The organism is Armatimonadota bacterium (assembly GCA_031081585.1).
In the GTDB taxonomy this organism is placed as follows: domain Bacteria; phylum Sysuimicrobiota; class Sysuimicrobiia; order Sysuimicrobiales; family Humicultoraceae; genus Geohabitans; species Geohabitans tengchongensis.
Genome location: JAVHLY010000013.1, coordinates 26,940 through 45,457 on the forward strand (window position 1 = coordinate 26,940; position 18,518 = coordinate 45,457).

The window sequence follows — 18,518 nt, forward strand, 5'->3', positions numbered from 1 at the left end:
CCCATCCGCTTGACTGGGGGGCGTGTGGCAGCTGCCCCGAGCCGTCAGTCTGGCCGCCGGTGCCGGTGAGGGCATCACTGCGCTGAATGCCTTCGACCAGGCCCTGGCCGCCGCCGGCGTGGCCGACCTGAACTTCATCCGCGTCACCAGCATTCTCCCCGCGGGCGCGCGCCTCATCACCACCCCGCCGTTCCCGCCGGGGCTGCTCGTCCCGGCGGTCTACGCGCGCATCATCAGCCACACGGCCGGCGAGCGCATCGCCGCCGCTATCGGGGTGGGCATCAGCCGGGGGGACGGGCACGGCGTCATCATGGAGCACTCCCACACCGGTACCGCCGAGAACGCTGAGGCGGTGGTGCGCCGCATGGTGCGGGAAGCCTTCCACCAGCGCGGGCTGGAGCTCGAAGAGGTGGCCGTCGCCGCGAGCGAGCACACCGTGGAGCGGGTGGGCTGCGTGGTGGCCCTGGCGCTCTTCTGGCCCACGCCCACCGGACCGGCGCCGTGACCGCCTGGCTCACCGACCCCGGGGGCGAGAGCTTCGCCCACACCTACCGCATCGACGCCGAGCTCTACCGGGGCCGCTCGCCCTACCAGGAGATCCGCGTCGTCCAGAACGCCGACTTCGGCCGCATGCTCATCCTGGACGAGGCGGTGCAGACCACCGAGCGGGACGAGTTCATCTACCACGAGATGCTGGCCCACCCGCCGCTCGTGACCCACCCCGCCCCGCGCCGCCTGCTCATCATCGGCGGCGGGGACGGGGGGCTGCTGGAGGAGGCGCTGAAACACCCGCTGGAGGCGGCGGTGATGGTGGAGATCGACCGGGAGGTCGTCGAGGTCACGCGCCGCTTCCTGCCGGCCATCCCGGGGGGCGCCTTCGACGACCCGCGCACGCGCGTAGTGATCGGCGACGGGGTGGCCTTCCTGCGGGAGACCGAGGAGCGCTTCGACGTCATCCTGGTGGACTCCACCGACCCCAAGGGCCCGGCGGTGGGGCTCTTCAGCCGCGCCTTCTACGCCGACGCGGCGCGGGCGCTCACCCCGCGGGGGATCATCGCCGTGCAGAGCGGCTCCCCGCTCTACCAGCAGCAGGTGATCCGGGACGTGCGGACGCACCTGGCCGCCCTCTTCCCCACGGTGGCCACCTACCTGGCCCCCGTCCCCACCTACCCGGGCGTGCTGTGGACCTTCACCATGGGCTCGCGCGCCGGCGACCCGGCCGCCGTCCCCGCGGAGACCGTGGCCCGCCGCACGGCCGGCTTTGGCCTGCAGTACTACACGCCCCACGGCCACGCCGCCGCCTTCCGCCTGCCCCCCTTTCTGGCCCGGGACCTCGGCATTCCGCAGGAGGGGCCGTCCGCCTGAGGTGTTCCTGGCGGCCCGACCGGCAGGGCAGCCCGACACGCCTCGCCCCGGGCTCGCCCCGACAGGGCCGACCGGCGCCTCAGACCACGCACGCCCGCCTGCGGCGACGCTGCTCGGCGTCCCGTACGACCGCACCGCCAGCTTCCGCCGTGGGGCCCGCGACGGCCCCGCCGCGGTGCGGTGGGCGTCACAGTCCATCGAGTCGTACAGTCCCGTGCTGGGACGCGACCTCGAGGAGCTGGCGCTTCTCGACGCCGGAGACCTCGACGTGGCGCTGCGCTCCCCTGAGGCCATGGTGGAGGCGGTGGCTGCGGCGGTGGCGGCGGCGCAGGGGCTGCCGGTGCTGCTGGGCGGCGACCACACGGTGAGCGTGGGGGCGGTCCGGGCCCTGGCCGCCCGCCACCCGGACCTGGGCGTGGTGGTCCTGGACGCCCACCTGGACCTGCGCGACGCCTACGAGGGGGAGCGCTGGTCCCACGCCACCACGGTGCGCCGGCTGGCGGAGACGGTGGGGTGGAGCCGCCTGGGGGTGCTGGGCGTGCGCGCGGGGACCCGGCAGGAGTTCGCGGACGCGGCGGGGCTGGCGTTCGCAGAGCGGCGGCTGCACCTGCCCCCGGGGGCGTGGGCACGTCTGGAGGGGCATCCCCTCTACCTCTCCGTCGACATCGACGTGCTCGACCCTGCCGACGCCCCGGGGACGGCCAACCCCGAACCCGCGGGCCCGCGCACGCAGGCATTGCTGGACCTCCTCCGGGTGATGGCCCCGCTCCGCGTGGTGGGGTTGGACGTGGTGGAGGTCGCGCCCGCCTATGATCCGTCGGCTCGGACGGCGGTAGTCGCGGCCTCGATCGTGCGGGAGGCGGTCCTCACCTGGGCCGGCCGGGCCTAACGGCCCCACACCCTCCGGAAGACGCGGAGGGCGTTTTGCCCCAGGATCCGCGCCACCGCCTCGCCCGCGTAGCCCCGGTCCACCAGCGCCCTGGTCAGGTTGGGCAGGCGGCTCACCTCCTCCAGCCCTGCCGGGACCTGCGTGATCCCGTCGAAATCTGAGCCCAGGGCGACGTGGCGCACCCCCATCACCTCCGCCATGTGGTCGATGTGCGCCACGACGCGCTCCAGAGTGGGCGCCCCCAGGAAGGGCGGGTAGAAGTTCACGCCCACCACCCCGTCCCGCGCGGCGATGGCCCGCAGCTGCGCGTCGGTGAGGTTGCGGCGGTGGGGGTGGACGGCCGCGGCATTGGAGTGGCTGGCCACGACCGGCCCCGTCGTCACCTCCAGCACCTGCCAGAAGGCCGCCTCGGAGAGGTGGGAGACGTCGACGACGATCCCCTCGCGCTCCAGGCGGCGGACCACCCGACGGCCCAGCGCCGTGAGGCCGCCGTGGCGCTGCTCGAGCGCCCCGTCGGCGAGCGGGTTCGGGAAGTTCCAGGTGAGGCCGGCCATGCGCACGCCCGCGCGCACCAGGTCCGCCACTGCCTCCTCCCGGCCCGCCAGCGCGTCGCCGAGGTTCTCCACGCTCACCACCGCCGCCACCCGACCGGCACCCACCGCCGCCTCCAGGTCCGCCATCGTGCGCACGTGCGCCACCGCTGGGGCGTGACGGCGCAGCGCTGCCTGGAAGGCTGTGAGGAGCTCGGCCAGGCGGGCGGGGCCGTGGAGGGCCTCGCGGGGGTGGACGAATGCGGCGAAGACCTGCACGGTCACGCCCCCCTGGTGCAGCCGCGGGAGGTCGACGTGTCCCAGGCCGCCGCCCGCCAGGTCGCGCCGCCCGGCGGCCAGGTCGAGCAGCGTGTCGGCGTGCAGGTCGACCACGATCAGGGGGCCAGCTGGACGACCCGCGCGGCGACCACGGGCGGACGCCCCTCCCCCCACACCGTCGCCCGCATCCCCGGCGCGATGAACGCCATGGGGCGCAGCGCCGCGCCCCACAATACCCAGGTCTCCTCGTCCACGGTGACGATCGCCCCGCCGGAGAGGACGAACCCCGTGCCGTCCCAGGCCACGGCCACGCGGCCGCTCACCTGGGTGGCGCGGCGGGGGTCGAAGCGCACCGTCACGGTGCGCGCGCTGACGGAGCCGTCGGCGTTCGCCGTCCCCACCACCTCCACGACGGCCAGCCGGGGGACCGACGGCGCCCCCCGGAGCTGCGTGGTCCCGGTGAGGAGGACGGTGAGCAGCGTGTTGTCGGCCCGCAGCACCGAGAGCGTCCGCTCCCCTACGGCGATGGCCACGCCCTCGACGGCGCCCGTCGCACTGAAAAGACGGGCGGTGCGGGCCGGACCGCGTGCCTCGGGAACTCCCACGACGAGGGCCACCAGGCCTCCGGCGACCCGCACCGCCCGCACCTCCACGACCAGCCCCGGGACCAGCCGCGTCCGCCCGCCGATGCGCGTCCCCTCCACGAGGCGGCAGGTCACGGTCCCCCCCTCGGCCAGGCGGAGGGTGAGGACCGACGGGCTGACCGCCACCACCACGCCGCGCAGACGCACGAGCCCCAGCGGTTCCTCCGCCCCGCGCCCCTTCCCCCGGTGGGGCGCCGCGTGCAGGGAGAGCGCTGGCACCGTCCCCGCCGCGAGCAGGACCACCAGTACCAGAGCCAGGGCCGGGGCACCCGGGCGCATCCTCATCCGCCCACCCGCGCGGCCAGGTCGAGGAGGATCCCCAGCGGGGCGCTCCCGGCCACGACCAGCCGCACCCCGCGCGCTTCCCAGGTGACCAGCAGGAACGGCCCCACCTCCAGCACCCGGTAGGTCCGGGCGCCGTGTACGACCGCCCGGCCGGCCTGGAAGTCGTGCGCGGCCAGGCGGCGGGCGGGCACCTGGAAGAGCGAGACCGGTCCCGCCCCGCCCTCGTAGCGCAGGTGGACGCCGCTCACCGAGCCGTAGCGCACCAGCGCGGCGCCGCGCAGGCGCCAGCCCGCCGGCGGCGGCCCGGGGCGCAGGATGGCGAATCCGGCCTGCCGCTCGACCACGCCCAGCGGCGCCAGCCGCTCCTCTTCAGGGAAGAGCGGGAAGATGCGCGCGCCGGCGGGCGCCCGGAAGCGGAAGAGCGCCTCGGGCAGGTTGAGGCTGAAGGAGATACGCGTGAAGTAGGCCAGGTAGACGACCTCGCCGGCGCGGCGCTCCTCGACGCGCAGGGGCGTCCCGGTGGCCTGGTCGACCCACAGCCGTCGCACCATCCCGCCGCGCCGGTGGGCCAGCGCCACGACGAAGGTCGGACGGCCGAGCACCTCCTCCGTCCCCTCGACGGTCATCCTGTAGCCGGCGCGCAGGTCGCGCAGGGCCCGCTCGGGGTCGTGCGGCTGCCGGGTCAGGCTGGGGCCCTGGAAGGCGGTGTGCAGCGCCGGTTCGTAGTGCCAGGCTTCGACGCCGTTGTCCACCACCAGCCGCCCGGCAGCCTCGTCCGGGGTGAGGAACTGCAGCCGCAGCTTGTTCGGCCGCTTGTGCAGCTCCTGGAGGGTGATCGTCTCCGCCACACCGCCTCGTGACGTGGAGATGACCTTCGTCCCCTCGTAGTCGATCACGCTGGGCGCCAGGATGACGCTGCGGACGATGGCCTCGGCCGACAGCGGCGCCTCTCGCCCCTGCACTGCCGCGACGCCCGCCGCTGCCGCGAGGACCAGGACCGTCAGCGCGGCCGCCGTCACCGCCGCCAGGCCGACGCGACCCCTCAGGGCTTCGCCCGCCACCCGGCATCGCCTCCGGACGCCGCCGCTCACCGGCGGGCCTCCTCCGTCGCGCCCACCAGGGCCAGGTTGGCCTGGGTGACGACGAAGCCCAGGTAGGCCGGGTCGGCCAGCGGGTCGTCCGCGGCCACGGTGATCGCGTGCTCGCGCACCAGCAGGTCGAGCCCGAACTCGGCGGCCCGCAGGCGGTCGAGCTGCCCGCGCACCAGCGTCACCGCGAGCAGCAGCACGACGGCGACCACGGCCAGCGCCGGGGCCGGGCGCGCGCGGATGGCGTCGAGCCACGCCCGCACCGCCGGCAGGCCCCGGGTCCGGGGTGCGGCCTCCCGCTGGAGCGTCCGCCGCAGCTCCGGCCAGAAGTCCTCCGGCAGCGGCCGCTCGGGGAGAGCGCGCAGCAAGGCCCTGGTCTGGCGCAACGCCTCCAGCTCCTCCCGGCAGGCAGGGCAGCCGTCCAGGTGGCGCTCCACGGCCCTGGCCTCCTCCGGGGTGAGCTCCCGGTCGAGGTAGGCCGAGAGCTGTCGGCCGATGCGATCGTGGGTCATTCCCTCCTCGACCCCTCCTCCGTCCGCCCGCGGTCGTCCGTCCGCCCGCGGTCGTTCTGGACGCCCCCGGTGCCCGGCGCGCGGCCTCCTGGCTCCGCGGGGTCGGGACGCCCTGGCGGCGCCACACCCCGCCGCCGCTCCTCCATCACCGGACGGAGGCGCGCCTGGAGGATCTTCCGCGCGCGGTGCAGCCGCGACTTCACCGTCCCGAGCGGCAACCGCAGCATCGTGGCGATCTCCTCGTAGGCGTGCCCCTCGATGTCGCTCAGGATGACCACCATGCGTAGCTCGACCGGCAGCGCCAGCAGCGCCGCCTGGATGCGCGCGTCCAGCGTCCGGTCGATCACCGCGTCCGGGACGTCCCCCCAGGGGTCGGGGAGCTCGCGGGCGACCTCCTCCCCCTGCGGGGTGAGCGCCGGGGCGTCCAGCGACTCGACGCGCACCCGCGGCCGCTTGCGCAGGAGGTCGATGTGGAGGTTGCTGACGATGCGGTAGAGCCAGCCCTCCAGCGGCTGTTCCGGGTCGATGCGCCGGAAGGCCCGGAAGACCCGGATGAAGGCCTCCTGGGCCAGGTCCTTCGCGTCCGCCTCGCTGCCGGTCATGCGGTAGGCGATGTTGTAGACGAGGCGGCCGTACCGCTCGACCAACGCCTCGTACGCCGCCAGCTCCTCAGGCGTATAGGGCCCGCTCCTCCCCCCAGGGGCGTCAGGGCGCCCGCGGTCGTCGTTCGTCTTTGGTATACGCAACGGCCACTCGTCGAGGTTTCACGGCACGCGCAGGTGCGGACGCAGGCGCGCCAGGAGGCGCGGACCCACCCCGGGGACCTCCAGGAGGTCTTCCAGGGTTTGGAACGGGCCGCGCGTGCGGCGGTGTTCGATGATGCGCGCCGCCAGGACCGGGCCGATCCCGGGAAGGGCCTCGAGCTGGGCGGCCGTGGCCTGGTTCAGGGAGACCGGGGTCCCGCCCCCCGCGGGATCTTGGGGCCCCCCACGCCTCGCCGCCCCGGCTTCTGCCGCAGGCGGCGCCGGGTCGGGGCGCGACGGGACGTAGACCCGCTCTCCGTCGCGCACTGGCTGCGCCAGGTTCACGGCGTCGAGGTCGGCGCGGAACGTGGGACCGCGGGCCGCCCGGATCGCATCGCTCCAGCGCGCCCCCGGCGGCAGGCGGTACACGCCGGGCAGGACCACCTCCCCGGCCACGTGCACCAGCACGTGCGGCGCCGGCGCGGGGGTGCCCAGCACGACCGGCTCACCTGCGGGCCTGGCCACCATCGCCCGCCCCACCAGGAGGAGGCCGGCCGCACCCACGAGGAGGAGCGCCGCCTGGCCGGCCCGCGTGGCGCGTGGCTGCGCATCGCTTTCCAAGGGATTCGCCCCGCCTCCCCCGATCTCCCATCTCCTTGATCGGCGCGGGGCCGGCGCTTTACCCCCCGGTCACGATGTTCACCAAGCCGGGGCGAGGGTGGATCAGGCGCCGCACCCGCCGTCCCGCCATGTTCCCGGGCCAGCGAGGTGCGGCAGCGCGGGCACCAGTCCACGGGCCCCGGCGCCCGGTACGCCAGACCCCGCGCGAACATCTGCAGGAAGAACCACTGCGTCCAGCGGTAGTAGCGCGGCTCGCAGGTCACCCCCTCGCGCGACCAGTCCCACATCGCCCCCATGGTGCGGAACTGCCGGCGCATGGCCTCGATGTTCCGCATCGTCCAGGTGGAGGGGTGGAGGCCGTGGCGGATCGCGGCGTTCTCCGCCGGCAGCCCGACGGCGTCGAAGCCGACGGGGAAGAGGACCCTGGCACCGCGCATGCGCTCGTAGCGCGCCCGTGCGTCCGCCGGGACGTAGGCGAACCAGCGGCCCACGTGCAGCAGCTCCCCTGAGGGATAGGGGAACATCGTCAGGATGTAGCGCTTGGGGCCGGGATCGCCCTCCGAGGCCCGATCGAGCCCTTCGGCCTCCCACCGGGCTCGCCAGCGGGCCTCGATGGTGTGGGCGTCGTAGGGCGGGATGCGCTGGGCGGTCGGGACGGCTAGGACGCGGCGAGCCCCACCTCACCCACCCCCTTCAGATGGGGAAGCCTTTCGGGTGGCGACTGCGCCCGCAGGACGGTCCTCCCCCCGGGACCGGTCGAGGACGATGTTCACCAGGCGGCCCGGCACGACGATCACGTCGGCCACCTCGTGCCCGTCCACGAACTTGCGGACGCGGGGGCTGGCCAGGGCCAGCCGGCGCGCCTCCTCCGCCGGCAGGTCGGCCGGCACCCGGAGGCGGTCCCGCACCCGGCCGTCGACCTGCACCACCAGCGTGACCGTCTCCGCCCGCGCCAGCTCGGGGTCGTAGGCCGGCCAGACCTGCTGGTGCACGGAGTAGGGCTGGCCCAGGCGCTCCCACAGCTCCTCGGCGATGTGCGGGGTGAGCGGGGCCAGCATCAGGACCAGCGACCGCAGCGCCTCCGTCCAGGCCGCCCCGGCGGCCGCCCGCGTGCCGCGCACGTCCTGCAGGAAGTTCACGAACTCCATGAGCGCGGCGATGGCCGTGTTGAAGCGGAACTGCTCCAGGTCCTCCGTGACCCGCTTGATGGTGGCGTGCGTCCGGTGGCGCACCTCCCGCTCGCCGGGGCCCGCCGGTGCGTCCGGTCCGGGCGCGGCGGGCTCCACCACCAGGCCCCAGACGCGGTGCAGGAAGCGGTGCACCCCCTCGATGCCCCGGCTGCTCCAGGGGCCGCCGTTCTCCCACGGCCCGATGAACATCAGGTAGGCCCGCACCGTGTCGGCGCCCAGCGTAGCCACGAACTCGTCGGGGTTGACGACATTGCCCCGCGACTTGCTCATCTTCTCCCCGTCCTCCCCCAGGATCACCCCCTGGTTAAAGAGGCGGCGCATCGGCTCGCGGAAGGGCACCAGCCCCAGGTCGGCCATGACCTTGGTCCAGAAGCGCGTGTAGAGCAGGTGCATGACGGCGTGTTCGATCCCGCCGGTGTACTGGTCCACCGGCAGCCAGTAGCGGCCGCGCTCCGGGTCGAAGGGGCCCGCCTGGTAGTCGGGGCTGACGTAGCGGTACTGGTACCAGGAGGAGTCGACGAAGGTGTCCATGGTGTCGGTCTCCCGCTCCGCCTCGCCCCCGCAGCGCGGGCAGCGCGTGCGGCGGAAGGCCTCATGGTAGCGGAGGGGGGACTCGCCGGTGGGCAGGAATTCGGCGTCGTGGGGCAGCACCACCGGCAGGTCCTCGTCGGGCACCGGGACGGTGCCGCAGGCCGGGCAGTAGACGATGGGGATGGGGGTCCCCCAGTAGCGCTGCCGGCTGATCAGCCAGTCGTGCAGGCGGTAGTGCACGGCGCGCCGCCCGATCCCCTCCCGCTCCATGTAGTCCGCGATGCGCTCCCATCCCTCGGGGCTCGGCAGGCCGTCGAAGGGGCCGGAGTTGACCATCGTTCCCTCGCCCAGATGGGCCTGCGGGAGGGGCTGGCCGTCCCACCCGGGCGGGGCGATGACGACGGGAATAGGCAGCCCGTAGCGCCGGGCGAAGTCGAAGTCCCGCTCGTCGTGGGCCGGCACCCCCATGATGGCGCCGGTCCCGTAGGAGAGCAGGACGTAGTCGGCGATGTAGATGGGCACCGGAGCGCCGTTCATCGGGTTGACGGCGTAGGCGCCGGTGAAGACGCCGTCGCGCGCTTTCTCGGTGGAGAGGCGCTCGATGTCGCTGGCCCGCGCCGCCTTGAACTTGTAGGCCTCCACCTCGGCTCGGCGGTCCGGGGTGGCGATCCGGTCCACCAGGGGGTGCTCGGGCGCGAGCACCGCAAAGGTCATCCCGTACACCGTATCCGGCCGCGTCGTGAAGACCTCGAAGCTCACCCCCGGGTGCCCCTGGACCGGGATCCGGAACTCCACCCCCCGGCTGCGCCCGATCCAGTGCTCCTGCAGCGTGCGCACCCGCTCGGGCCACTCCAGGCCGCTGAAGTCCAGTAGCTCCTCGGCGTAGGCGGTGATGCGCAGGAACCACTGCTCCAGGTTCTTCTTCACCACCGGCGTGCCGCACCGTTCGCACACCCGCTCCTCGCCCACCACCTGCTCGCGCGCCAGCACGGTGTGGTCGCGGGGGCACCAGTCCACCGGGGCCAGCTTCCGGTAGGCCAGCCCGCGCTCGTACATGCGCAGGAAGAACCACTGGTTCCACTTGTAGTAGGACGGGTCGCAGGTGACGATCTCCCGCTCCCAGTCCCACATCGCCCCCATGGAGCGCAGCTGGCGGCGCATGCGCTCGATGTTGGCCATGGTCCAGGTGTAGGGGTGGATGTTGTGCTGGATGGCGGCGTTCTCCGCCGGCAGCCCGAAGGCGTCGAAGCCGATGGGGAACATCACGTTGTACCCCTGCATGCGCTTGAAGCGGGCGGCCGCGTCGGACGGGGCCATGGCGTACCAGTGCCCGATGTGCAGGTCGCCCGACGGGTAGGGGTACATGGTCAGGAAGTACCACTTGGGGCGCGGGTCGAAGTCGGGAGCGTGGTAGAGGCGGTCCTGCTCCCACCTGGCCTGCCAGCGCATCTCGATGGCCCGCGGATCGTAGCGGTCCGTCATGGTTGGCATCCTCGCCCTCTGCATACCGGTCTCGCGCCCGCGGCTCACGTGGCGGCGGCCCGGTGGGCGGCCGCCACGGGCGTCCGCCACCCGTGGCGGTCGGGCAGGTGGCCCTCGGCGATCCCGAAGAACTCCGCCATCAGCCGCTCGGTGATCGGCCCGCGGCGGCCCGTGCCGACGGGGACCCGGTCCACCGAGCGCACCGGGGTGATCTCCGCCGCCGTCCCCGTGAAGAAGACCTCGTCGGCGACGTAGAGCATCTCCCGCGGGATGAGGCTCTCCCGCACCGGGATGCCCAGGTCGGCGCACAGGGTCATCACCACCTGGCGGGTGACGCCCGGCAGGATCCCGCTGCTGAGCGGCGGGGTGTGCACGACGCCCTGGCGCACGACGAAGATGTTCTCCCCGCTCCCCTCGCTGACGTAGCCATGCACGTCCAGGGCGATCCCCTCGGCGAAGCCGTGGTCCGCCGCCTCCATGGCCACGAAGGAGGAGTTCACGTAGTTCCCGCCCATCTTCGCCATCGTCGCCACGGTGTCGGTGGCGACCCGCCGCCAGGAGGAGACCATCACGTCCACCCCCTGCTCGAGCGCCTCCTCCCCCAGGTAGCGACCCCACTCGAAGGTGGCGATGGCCACCTCCAGGGACGCCTTGCGCGCGTCCAGGCTGAGCGACCCCACGCCGCGGAAGACCACGGGCCGGATGTAGCAGCTCTGGTGCCCGTTCCGGCGGATGAGGGTGGCGATGGCCTCGGCCAGCTCCGCCCGGGTGTAGGGCAGCTCCATGCGGGCGATCCGGCAGGAGTCGATCAGGCGCTGCAGGTGCGCGTCCAGGCAGAAGACCGCCGGCCCCTCCGGCGTGGCGTAGGCCCGGATCCCCTCGAAGACGCTGCTGCCGTAGTGGAGCGCGTGGGCCAGCACGTGCACCCGCGCCTCCTCCCAGGGGACGATGCGTCCGTTGAACCAGATCACCTCTGCCGTCTGCACCCCTCTTCCCTCCCGGCCGGGCCGCCGCACCCGGCATCGCCTCTGAAAACAGCACAGCCGCCTCCGTCAGGGACGAAGGCGGCCTCCGCGGTACCACCCTGCTTGGCGGCGCCCGAGGGCACCACCCGCTCAACCCCGGTCACGTCGGGTGGACGGCACAGGCTCGGCGTCGCCTCGCCTGTGCGGCTCCCGGGCGAGTTCGGCCCCGGCGCGACCGGACTCGCAACCTGCCGTCCGGCTCTCTGACGCGGCCGTGAACCTACTGCTCCCGGTCCTCGCCTTGCGTTCAGCCTCTAGTATCCGCCCCGCCTTCCCAACGGTCAAGATCACGCCGCGTTGGCCGTCCGCGCGGGCCGGGCCGCCACGGGCGCCCGGCGAGGCCTGGGTCGATCACTGGCGAGCCGTGTCGGCGACACCCGGTCCTCCCGGAGCTCGGCGAGCCTCCCCCCGGCGCGTGGTGGGCGAGGCGGCGAGCGCGTGCGGCCGTTCCCCCCTGCCCCGGAACTGTCCGATAAACCTGCTGCTGACCCGCACGGTTTGATGGGACAGATAGAGCGCCCTCTGCCCATCGGCCCCAGGGGAGGGGCGGCCGCCATTTTCACACGACCTGTTCGCGGGGCCGCAAGAGGAGCAGGCTGATGGGAAGGATCGCCATGCCGTTCATGGTTGTCGTGGGCGTCGTGGTGGCCGCCGGAGGCGTTTCGCTGGCACGGGCTGCCGCCACGTCGGCGCAGATCACTGCGCCCCTGCCCACAGGCCGGAACCCCTTCGGGCTGATGCTGCCGTCTCAGCTGGTCCGCTCGCCTCAGGGGATGCGGATCGCCCAAGCCCTGGGGGCCGTCTATTTCCGGCCCTCCTCAGTCTTCCTGAACCGATGGCACGGGACCTGCCAGGAGTGCGACATCGCCCTGAGAACTGGGTTGAAACTGGTGCTCACTGTGCGAAACAGCGGCCCGCTGCCCACCGCCCCGCCCGGCGACTTGGCCGCTTATCAACGCAGACTCTCCCAGGTCCTCGACAGGTATCGCCCGGTGGCCCTGGCGGTGGAGAACGAGGAGAACTCGGCCCTGTTTTACACGGGAACGCCCGAAGACTACAGCGCTCAACTGCGAGCCGCCTGCCAGGTGGCGCACCGACAGGGGATCCTCTGCACCAACGGCGGGCTGGTCAGCACGCTGGTGGCCCTCCTGGTCTATGACCACTACCAGGCCAGCGGGCGATCAGCCATGGCCCGAGACTTCGCCGCCAGGGCCTTGACGGCGGATGTGCAACGGCAGTGGCACTCGCCCCAGGCTCAGGAGCAACTCCGCAGGGGCAAAGCGCTCCTCTCGGCCTACCGCGCTGCCGGGGTGGACCAGGTGAACTTCCACTGGTACATCGCCGATACTCGCGCGCTGGAGGAAGCTGTGGCTTATCTGAGGGCGCAGACGGGTCTGCCCGTCATCACCAACGAAGTCGGCCAGCTCACCGACGACCCCAACCAGACGACAGCCGTCATGGGCAAGATCGTGGAGCTGGGGGTGCCCATCGCGGTGTGGTTCGGCCTGGATGGGCCGAAAGCACGGGGATTGGTCAATGCTGACGGCACACTGCGACCCACCGGCGAAGCATTCAAGCGCTTCATTGACGAGCATTTCAAATAGCCACGGCTGCCTGTCAGCCCGCCATCCCCTGGCGCAGGGCACATCGTCAGCGAGGGTCCCGTGAAACGCTTTCCGCTCCGCCTGCTCCCCTTCGTTGTGCTGGTATCTACTCCGGCTGCATCGGTGGTGTCCTCTTCCGCTGCGCCGACCGGCATTCCGCCCACGATCGCGCCTGCGGCCGTGTCGCCCATCTTTGGCGTGCACGTCGTCTTCGCACGGAATGCGACGCCGGACGCCGCGCTCATCCGCTCGCTCGGGCCAGGGTGACCACCCTCTGGCTGTACCCGGCCCCCGGCGGCCGGTTCAACGGGCATCAGGCGAGCCAACTGGTCAACCTGGTCAAGGAGCGGACGGGCGGGCTGGACGTCTACGTCCATCTCATGCCCAACGCCAGGTCGGAGGCGGTTGGCGCCGGCGGTAGGGGCGACCCCGACCTGCCTGAGAGGCGCGGGGGCTTTACCTTGCCCGGCGATATGGACAGCTACCTGGCCGCCAGCCCAGCCGCCCTGCCCGTAGGAGTGGATCCCGTCTTCGTGGAGGCGAAGTGAAGGCGCCATCTGCCATGCCCCGCCTGAACGCGTTGAAGCCGAACTACGAGCCTCCCTGCGGCGCAGGCCGGCTGCGGAGCCTGGCCCCCTTCAGCAGGAACCGCTTGACGTACCAGCGCTTGAGCCGCTGGAGGGGGTGGCGGTTGCCCCACCACAGCCGCCCGCGTTGGTACTGCATGGTGTAGGCGTCGAACTGCGAGAAGTAGGGTACGGGTCTGACGGGCCCGCGCCCCAGCAGGATCTTCACGATCTCCGCCGCCGCCATGCCGCTCGCAATCTGGCAGGCCACGCCGAGCGACGGGCCGTATCCTCTCTGGAAGTCTACGCTCTTGGGGTCCATGTACCTCAGATGGATCCCGGCGGGTGCTGTCCCGACCGCGAAGGCGATCAGCTGCTCTTCCAGACTCAACCCGTCTCGGAGATCATAGTACTCCTCGAAGCTCATCCCGGTGGGCGAGAATACGAGCAGGACGCCGCTGAACCCGAGCGGGCCCGCGGAGACCACGTACAGTCCTCTGTCGCGCGCCCGGGAACAGATCAGCCGGCGGGCTTCGAGGGCGAAGTAGTCCAGGGCGTCCTGCACCACGTCGGCCCCGGCGAGGAACTCGTCCACGTTGTGCTTGCCGATGGGCTCCGTGAACACCGTCACGTCCGCCTCAGGGTTGATGGTGCGGATGATCTCCGCCATGACCTCCGCTTTGTTCTGCCTCAACGTGTGAACAGTTGCGCCGTACTGCCGGTTCATGTTCACGACCTCGAACACGTCGGCGTCAGCGATGCGGAAGCGGCCGATGCCCGTACGGGCGAGCGTGGCCGCGGCCACCCCGCCCATTCCTCCCATCCCCGGGATGGCGACGCAGACGTGCCGCAACCGCTCCTGTTCCGCCGGGGTGACGAGTCCGATGTTGCGCGAGAAGGCTTGCGAATAATAGTCAGCCAGCGATGACGCTGCCGTACTCATGGCTCCTCCCTTCGATGGCAGCCACCTGCACGACTGGCCGCGGAAGCAGATGGACGGCAGGCCAAGTCCCCCCTGTGGCCCTAGCCTCTGAGCTCCCCACGCAGCGGGGTAAAGTCCCCACCGCCGCCTTCGGGTGCGGGAGGAGGATCCGGGCCGTGCGGCAAGCCTTCCGTCGCCCGTCCGAGGCCACGGGTCGCGGGGTCGAGGCTCCCGCAGCGGAGGTCGACCGTCGGTTTGGGGCTGGTAGGACACCGCGCGTCAGATGGCGGTGATCACCGCGTGGGCCCACCTGCCCAACGGCAGCGGTGCACTGTGGTTCACCGCGCATCCGCTGACGATGGTCAATCCAATCGTCCCGATCGGACTCGGGTTCTGGATGTGCTATGGAGCTACACCCTTCCGGGGAAGCGGAAAAGACGGGTGGTGTGTGTGGTGGACCGGAGGGGATTCGAACCCCCGACCTCCTCAATGCCATTGAGGCGCGCTCCCAACTGCGCCACCGGCCCGGAATCCTCTTCGATTATAGGTGTGCACGTGCAGGAGCGTCAACGAACGCGGGCCGGCGTGGCGCGGCGCTCGAGCGCCGTGAGGCTGACCGCGTCGCGCAGGGTTGCCGCGCGCTGCGGCGGTCGAGCCTCCGCGGCCTCCCGGTCGAAGGCGTCGATGATCCGCCCGAAGGCCTCCACCACCGCCGGGTCGAACTGCGAGCCCGAGCCGGCGGCGATGCGCGCCCGGGCCTCCGCCGGGGTGAGGGCGCGACGGTAGGGGCGGTCGTGGGTCATGGCCTCATAGGCGTCGGCCACCGCCAGCACGCGCGCGCCCACCGGGATGGCCTCGCCGGCCAGCCCGCGCGGGTAGCCGCGGCCGTCCCACCGCTCGTGGCTGTGCAGCACCGCCCGCTTCACCCCTTCCGGCAGCGGCGCCGACTGGAGGATCTGGTAGCCGGCCTCGGCGTGGCGGCGGATCAACCGGTGCTCCTCGGGCGTGAGGCGTCCGGGCTTGCCCAGGACGGCGTCGGGCACGGCGATCTTCCCCACGTCGTGCAGGCGCGCGGCCATGACGATCTCCTCAACCGTGCCAGGATCCAGCTCCATGGCCCGCGCCAGGGCCTCAGCCAGGCGAGCCACGCGGCTGGAATGATCGCCGGTGTAGGCGTCGCGCGCGTCGATGGCACTGGCCAGTGCCTGGTAGGTCCCCAGGTGGGCGGCGATCAGGTCGGCCTGCTGCTGCAGCAGCTGGCGCGAGGCGCGCCGCACCAGCACGAAGACGGAGAGGTAGAGGAGCAGCAGACCGCCGGTTACGGCGTTCCAGATGATGCGGCGGAGCACGGCAAACCGCTCGTACAGCGGCGTCAGGTCGTAGGAGATCTCGTAGGCTCCCAGCGGCGGCGAGGCCGCCCGCGCCTGCACGGGCACGAAGACCAGTGCCGCGTCCGGGGAGAGGCGCTCCAGGCGCTGCCGGTCGCGGACGAAGCGGCGGAAGCCCTCGGGTGTGCGCAAGTCCGCGGCCACCGGCGCCACGCCGACCGGCTCGTCGGCGTTGCTGTAGAGGAGCAGCCCGTCGGCCCGCCACAGGCGCACGCGCAGCAGGTCAGGGGAGTGGGTGCTGGTGCGGAAGAGAGCGTCGAGGACGGCCTGGCGGTCAGCTGCCAGCGGCCCGCGCAGGTCCTCGGGGGTCAGCGTCGGCCCGAAGGCGCGCACGATGCTCTCCGCGGCGACGTGCGCCTCCCGGTCGACCAGGATCGCGGTCACCAGCCGGGTGGTGGCGACGGAGAGTCCCACGGCCAGCGCCACGGCGATGAGGGCGCTGGCCAGGGTGAAGCGCTGGAGCAGCGTCAGCCGGGCCCAGAGGCGGAGCATCCTGTTGCCTTCTTGCCCGTGCGGGAAGGCGTCTATACCCGCCGATCACGCCGCCACGGCGCACCTGTCGCGCGCGGCCTGGGTTCAGGCGTGGGGGCGGCCCCACGGCGGGCCCTCCCCGGCCAGCAGGTCGAGGGCGTGGGGCAGGACTCCTTCCAGGACCGCGAGCCACTCCTCCACGCCGCGCGGGCTCCCCGGGAGGTTCACGATGAGGGTGCGCCCCCGCACGCCAGCCACGCCGCGGGAGAGGACGGCCAGCGGGGTCGCGGCGGCGGTGCGGGCGCGGGCCCACTCGGGCAGTCCGGGGACCAGGCGCTCGACGACGTCGAGCGTCGCCTCCGGGGTGACGTCGCGCGGCGCCACGCCGCTCCCCCCGGTCGTCAGCACGAGGGCGGCGCCCACCTCGTCGGCCAGGTGGCGCAGGCGCGCGGCCACCGCCGCCCGGTCGTCCGCCACCGCCTCGCGCGCCACTACCTCGGCGCCGTGGTGCGTGGCCCACGCCATGATGCGGTCGCCGCTGGTATCCGGCCCGCGCCCGGCGGCCACTGTGTCGCTCACGGTGAGGACGGCGACGCGCCGCCCGGCCAGGCCGGCCACGGCCTATCCCGCCTCCCCCGGTCGCCGGTAGTCGCCGCTGCGGCCGCCGCGCTTGCGCACTAGCCGGATGCGGTCGATGGTCATCCCCCGGTCCGCCGCCTTGCACATGTCGTAGACGGTCAACGCCGCGGCCGCCACGGCCACGAGCGCCTCCATCTCCACGCCGGTGCGCCCGACCGTGCGCGCCACCGCCTCGATGGCCACGCGGTCCGGCGGCGCGGGGCGGCAGGTCACCCGCACCTCGGTGAGCGGCAGAGTGTGGGCGAGGGGAATCCACTCGTCGGTGCGCTTGGCCGCCATCACCCCGGCGGTCTCGGCCAGCGTCAGGACGTCACCCTTGGCTACGCCCCCGGCCGCGATGAGCTGCAGCGTGGCGGGCTGCATCACCACCTCGCCGCGCGCCACCGCCTCGCGCCGGGTCTCGGGTTTGGCGGCCACGTCCACCATGCGCGCCCGACCCGTCCCGTCGACGTGGCTGAGACGCGGGGCCGCGCCGCCCTTCGCCCGCGCCTTAGCCAAGGAGCTCCACCTCCACAACCGACCCCTCCGCCGCCTCCCGGCCAGGGGGCAGGACGACGAAGCCGTCTGCGCGGACCATCGAGGTGAGCACCCCCGAGGCCGCCGGCAGCGGCACGGCCCAGTGTTCCCCTCCCCGCACCTCCAGCCGCACCCGCACGTGCTCCTCCCGCTCGGCCGGCGCGCGCAGGGTGCGGGCCAGACGGGCGGTGGTGTAGCGCGCCGGCTCCTCCGCCGTCCCGAGCAGCGCGGCCAGCAGCGGCCGGACGAAACGGGCGAAGATCACCATCGCCGAGACCGGGTTGCCGGGCAGCCCCACCACCGGCGTGGCGCCGGCCAGGGCCAGCACCGTGGGCTTGCCGGGCTTGATGGCGATCCCGTGCACCACGATGCCGGGCGGGCCCAGCGCCGCGATGGCGTCCACGACCACGTCTCGCTCACCCACCGAGCTCCCCCCCGAGACCAGCACCAGGTCACAGGCGGCCACGGCCTGGCGCAGGCGGGCCTCGACCACCGGGCGGTCGTCGGGCAGGATCTCCTCGACTGCGGGCTCGCCGCCGGCCTCGCGCACGAGCGCGGCGAGGGTCGGGGCGTTCATGTCGCGCACCTGCCCTGGAGCCGGCACCGCCTCGGGCGGCACCACCTCGTCGCCGCTGGAGAAGATGGCCACGCGCGGGGGCCGGCGTACCGCCACCCGGGTGATTCCAAGACCGGCCAGGATGCCCAGGTCGGCGGGACGGAGGCGACGGCCGGCGGGGAGCACCACCTGGCCCGCGCGCACGTCGGCGCCGCGGCGCAGGACGTTCTCCCCGGGGGCGGGGAGGCGCGAGAGCACCAGGAGGTCGCCCTCGCGCACCACCTCCTCCTGCATCACCACCGCGTCGGCCCCCGGCGGGAGCATCCCCCCGGTGGGGACCTGGACGGCCTCACCCACGCCCACCGGGACAGCCGCCGCCTCGCCCATGCGCACCGCGCCGACGAGGCGCAGCCGGACGCCTCCACCAGAGGCTGCGTCGCCCGCCGGGAGCGGCGCTGCCGCGGCGACGGTGTCCGTGCGCAGCGCGTAGCCGTCCACGGTCGACCGGTCGAACGGCGGGAGGTCCTCGGCAGCGGTTACGTCGTCGGCCAGGACGCGCCCCAGGGCCGAGGTGAGCGGCACCGTCTCCGCCGGGGTGGGCCTCGGGTGCCACTGCGCCCGGTAGCGCGCCCGGGCGTCGTCGGGCGTGAGGAGCCGGGTGAAGACGCGCAT

The 18,518-nt window shown here is 73.2% G+C and carries 17 protein-coding genes, 1 tRNA gene and 2 pseudogenes; 5 read left to right on the forward strand and 15 right to left on the reverse strand.

What is annotated here, in order from left to right; translation table 11 throughout:
• Positions 1-22: 22 nt before the first annotated feature.
• The 3 genes from RB146_06775 to speB are packed head-to-tail and all read left to right on the forward strand — an operon-like array spanning position 23 to position 2,254.
• Entirely contained in the window at positions 23-505 is a 483-nt protein-coding gene (locus RB146_06775; GenBank protein ID MDQ7828683.1) for an arginine decarboxylase, pyruvoyl-dependent, read from the forward strand.
• The gene (gene speE, locus RB146_06780; protein ID MDQ7828684.1) at positions 502-1,365 is read left to right on the forward strand and encodes a polyamine aminopropyltransferase; all 864 of its coding nucleotides are present in this window, start codon (positions 502-504) and stop codon (positions 1,363-1,365) included. Before RB146_06775 ends, speE begins: the two co-directional genes overlap by 4 nt.
• Position 1,366: 1 nt before the next feature.
• Entirely contained in the window at positions 1,367-2,254 is an 888-nt protein-coding gene (gene speB, locus RB146_06785; GenBank protein MDQ7828685.1) for an agmatinase, read from the forward strand.
• Here speB and RB146_06790 read toward each other — a convergent pair.
• The 9 genes and pseudogenes from RB146_06790 to RB146_06830 all read right to left on the reverse strand — a co-directional run bounded on the left by RB146_06790 (position 2,251) and on the right by RB146_06830 (position 11,145).
• Positions 2,251-3,177, reverse strand: a complete 927-nt coding sequence (locus tag RB146_06790; GenBank protein MDQ7828686.1) for a dipeptidase — start codon at positions 3,175-3,177, stop codon at positions 2,251-2,253. The genes speB and RB146_06790 overlap by 4 nt on opposite strands.
• 2 nt (positions 3,178-3,179) lie before the next feature.
• Positions 3,180-3,986, reverse strand: coding sequence for a DUF5666 domain-containing protein (locus tag RB146_06795; GenBank protein ID MDQ7828687.1), 807 nt, complete (start codon positions 3,984-3,986; stop codon positions 3,180-3,182).
• 2 nt (positions 3,987-3,988) lie between these two features.
• Complete coding sequence (locus RB146_06800; protein ID MDQ7828688.1) at positions 3,989-5,083, reverse strand: hypothetical protein; 1,095 nt, start codon at positions 5,081-5,083, stop codon at positions 3,989-3,991.
• A complete protein-coding gene (locus RB146_06805; GenBank protein MDQ7828689.1) occupies positions 5,080-5,592 on the reverse strand; it encodes a zf-HC2 domain-containing protein in 513 nt (170 codons plus the stop codon). The genes RB146_06800 and RB146_06805 overlap by 4 nt, the downstream gene beginning before the upstream one ends.
• A complete protein-coding gene (locus RB146_06810) occupies positions 5,589-6,239 on the reverse strand; it encodes a sigma-70 family RNA polymerase sigma factor (protein MDQ7828690.1) in 651 nt (216 codons plus the stop codon). The genes RB146_06805 and RB146_06810 overlap by 4 nt, the downstream gene beginning before the upstream one ends.
• A gap of 117 nt (positions 6,240-6,356) precedes the next feature.
• A complete protein-coding gene (locus RB146_06815) occupies positions 6,357-6,956 on the reverse strand; it encodes a ComEA family DNA-binding protein (protein ID MDQ7828691.1) in 600 nt (199 codons plus the stop codon).
• A 131-nt stretch (positions 6,957-7,087) separates the two neighbouring features.
• Positions 7,088-7,594, reverse strand: a pseudogene (locus tag RB146_06820) (class I tRNA ligase family protein).
• 120 nt (positions 7,595-7,714) lie between these two features.
• Positions 7,715-10,159: pseudogene (leuS, locus tag RB146_06825) on the reverse strand (leucine--tRNA ligase).
• 44 nt (positions 10,160-10,203) lie between these two features.
• Positions 10,204-11,145 (reverse strand): branched-chain amino acid transaminase, encoded by a 942-nt coding sequence (locus RB146_06830; protein MDQ7828692.1) that lies wholly within the window; start codon positions 11,143-11,145, stop codon positions 10,204-10,206.
• Positions 11,146-11,783: 638 nt separating this feature from the next.
• On the opposite strand from RB146_06830, the gene RB146_06835 reads away from it, so the two are divergent.
• Together RB146_06835 and RB146_06840 are read left to right on the forward strand one after the other, a co-directional pair.
• Complete coding sequence (locus tag RB146_06835; GenBank protein MDQ7828693.1) at positions 11,784-12,788, forward strand: hypothetical protein; 1,005 nt, start codon at positions 11,784-11,786, stop codon at positions 12,786-12,788.
• 263 nt (positions 12,789-13,051) lie between these two features.
• Complete coding sequence (locus RB146_06840; protein ID MDQ7828694.1) at positions 13,052-13,336, forward strand: hypothetical protein; 285 nt, start codon at positions 13,052-13,054, stop codon at positions 13,334-13,336.
• Between the two features lie 43 nt (positions 13,337-13,379).
• On the opposite strand, the gene RB146_06845 is transcribed toward RB146_06840, so the two are convergent.
• The 6 genes from RB146_06845 to RB146_06870 form a co-directional block, all read right to left on the reverse strand.
• Positions 13,380-14,297 (reverse strand): ThiF family adenylyltransferase, encoded by a 918-nt coding sequence (locus RB146_06845; protein ID MDQ7828695.1) that lies wholly within the window; start codon positions 14,295-14,297, stop codon positions 13,380-13,382.
• A 430-nt stretch (positions 14,298-14,727) separates the two neighbouring features.
• A tRNA-Ala gene (locus RB146_06850) sits at positions 14,728-14,803 on the reverse strand.
• Between the two features lie 39 nt (positions 14,804-14,842).
• Positions 14,843-16,156 (reverse strand): HD-GYP domain-containing protein, encoded by a 1,314-nt coding sequence (locus RB146_06855; GenBank protein MDQ7828696.1) that lies wholly within the window; start codon positions 16,154-16,156, stop codon positions 14,843-14,845.
• Positions 16,157-16,240: 84 nt separating this feature from the next.
• On the reverse strand, positions 16,241-16,753 hold the full coding sequence (locus tag RB146_06860) for a MogA/MoaB family molybdenum cofactor biosynthesis protein (GenBank protein MDQ7828697.1): 513 nt from the start codon (positions 16,751-16,753) through the stop codon (positions 16,241-16,243).
• Positions 16,754-16,756: 3 nt separating this feature from the next.
• On the reverse strand, positions 16,757-17,272 hold the full coding sequence (moaC, locus tag RB146_06865) for a cyclic pyranopterin monophosphate synthase MoaC (GenBank protein ID MDQ7828698.1): 516 nt from the start codon (positions 17,270-17,272) through the stop codon (positions 16,757-16,759).
• On the reverse strand, positions 17,265-18,518 hold the full coding sequence (locus RB146_06870) for a molybdopterin molybdotransferase MoeA (protein MDQ7828699.1): 1,254 nt from the start codon (positions 18,516-18,518) through the stop codon (positions 17,265-17,267). Before RB146_06870 ends, moaC begins: the two co-directional genes overlap by 8 nt.

Excerpts from the sequence above, each read along its gene's own strand:
- RB146_06795 (MDQ7828687.1), bottom strand. The coding sequence starts at position 3,986 with ATGCGCCCGGGTGCCCCGGCCCTGGCTCTGGTACTGGTGGTCCTGCTC.
- RB146_06805 (MDQ7828689.1), bottom strand. The coding sequence starts at position 5,592 with ATGACCCACGATCGCATCGGCCGACAGCTCTCGGCCTACCTCGACCGG.
- RB146_06835 (MDQ7828693.1), top strand. The coding sequence starts at position 11,784 with ATGGGAAGGATCGCCATGCCGTTCATGGTTGTCGTGGGCGTCGTGGTG.
- RB146_06845 (MDQ7828695.1), bottom strand. The coding sequence starts at position 14,297 with ATGAGTACGGCAGCGTCATCGCTGGCTGACTATTATTCGCAAGCCTTC.
- RB146_06855 (MDQ7828696.1), bottom strand. The coding sequence starts at position 16,156 with ATGCTCCGCCTCTGGGCCCGGCTGACGCTGCTCCAGCGCTTCACCCTG.
- RB146_06870 (MDQ7828699.1), bottom strand. The coding sequence starts at position 18,518 with ATGCGCGTCTTCACCCGGCTCCTCACGCCCGACGACGCCCGGGCGCGC.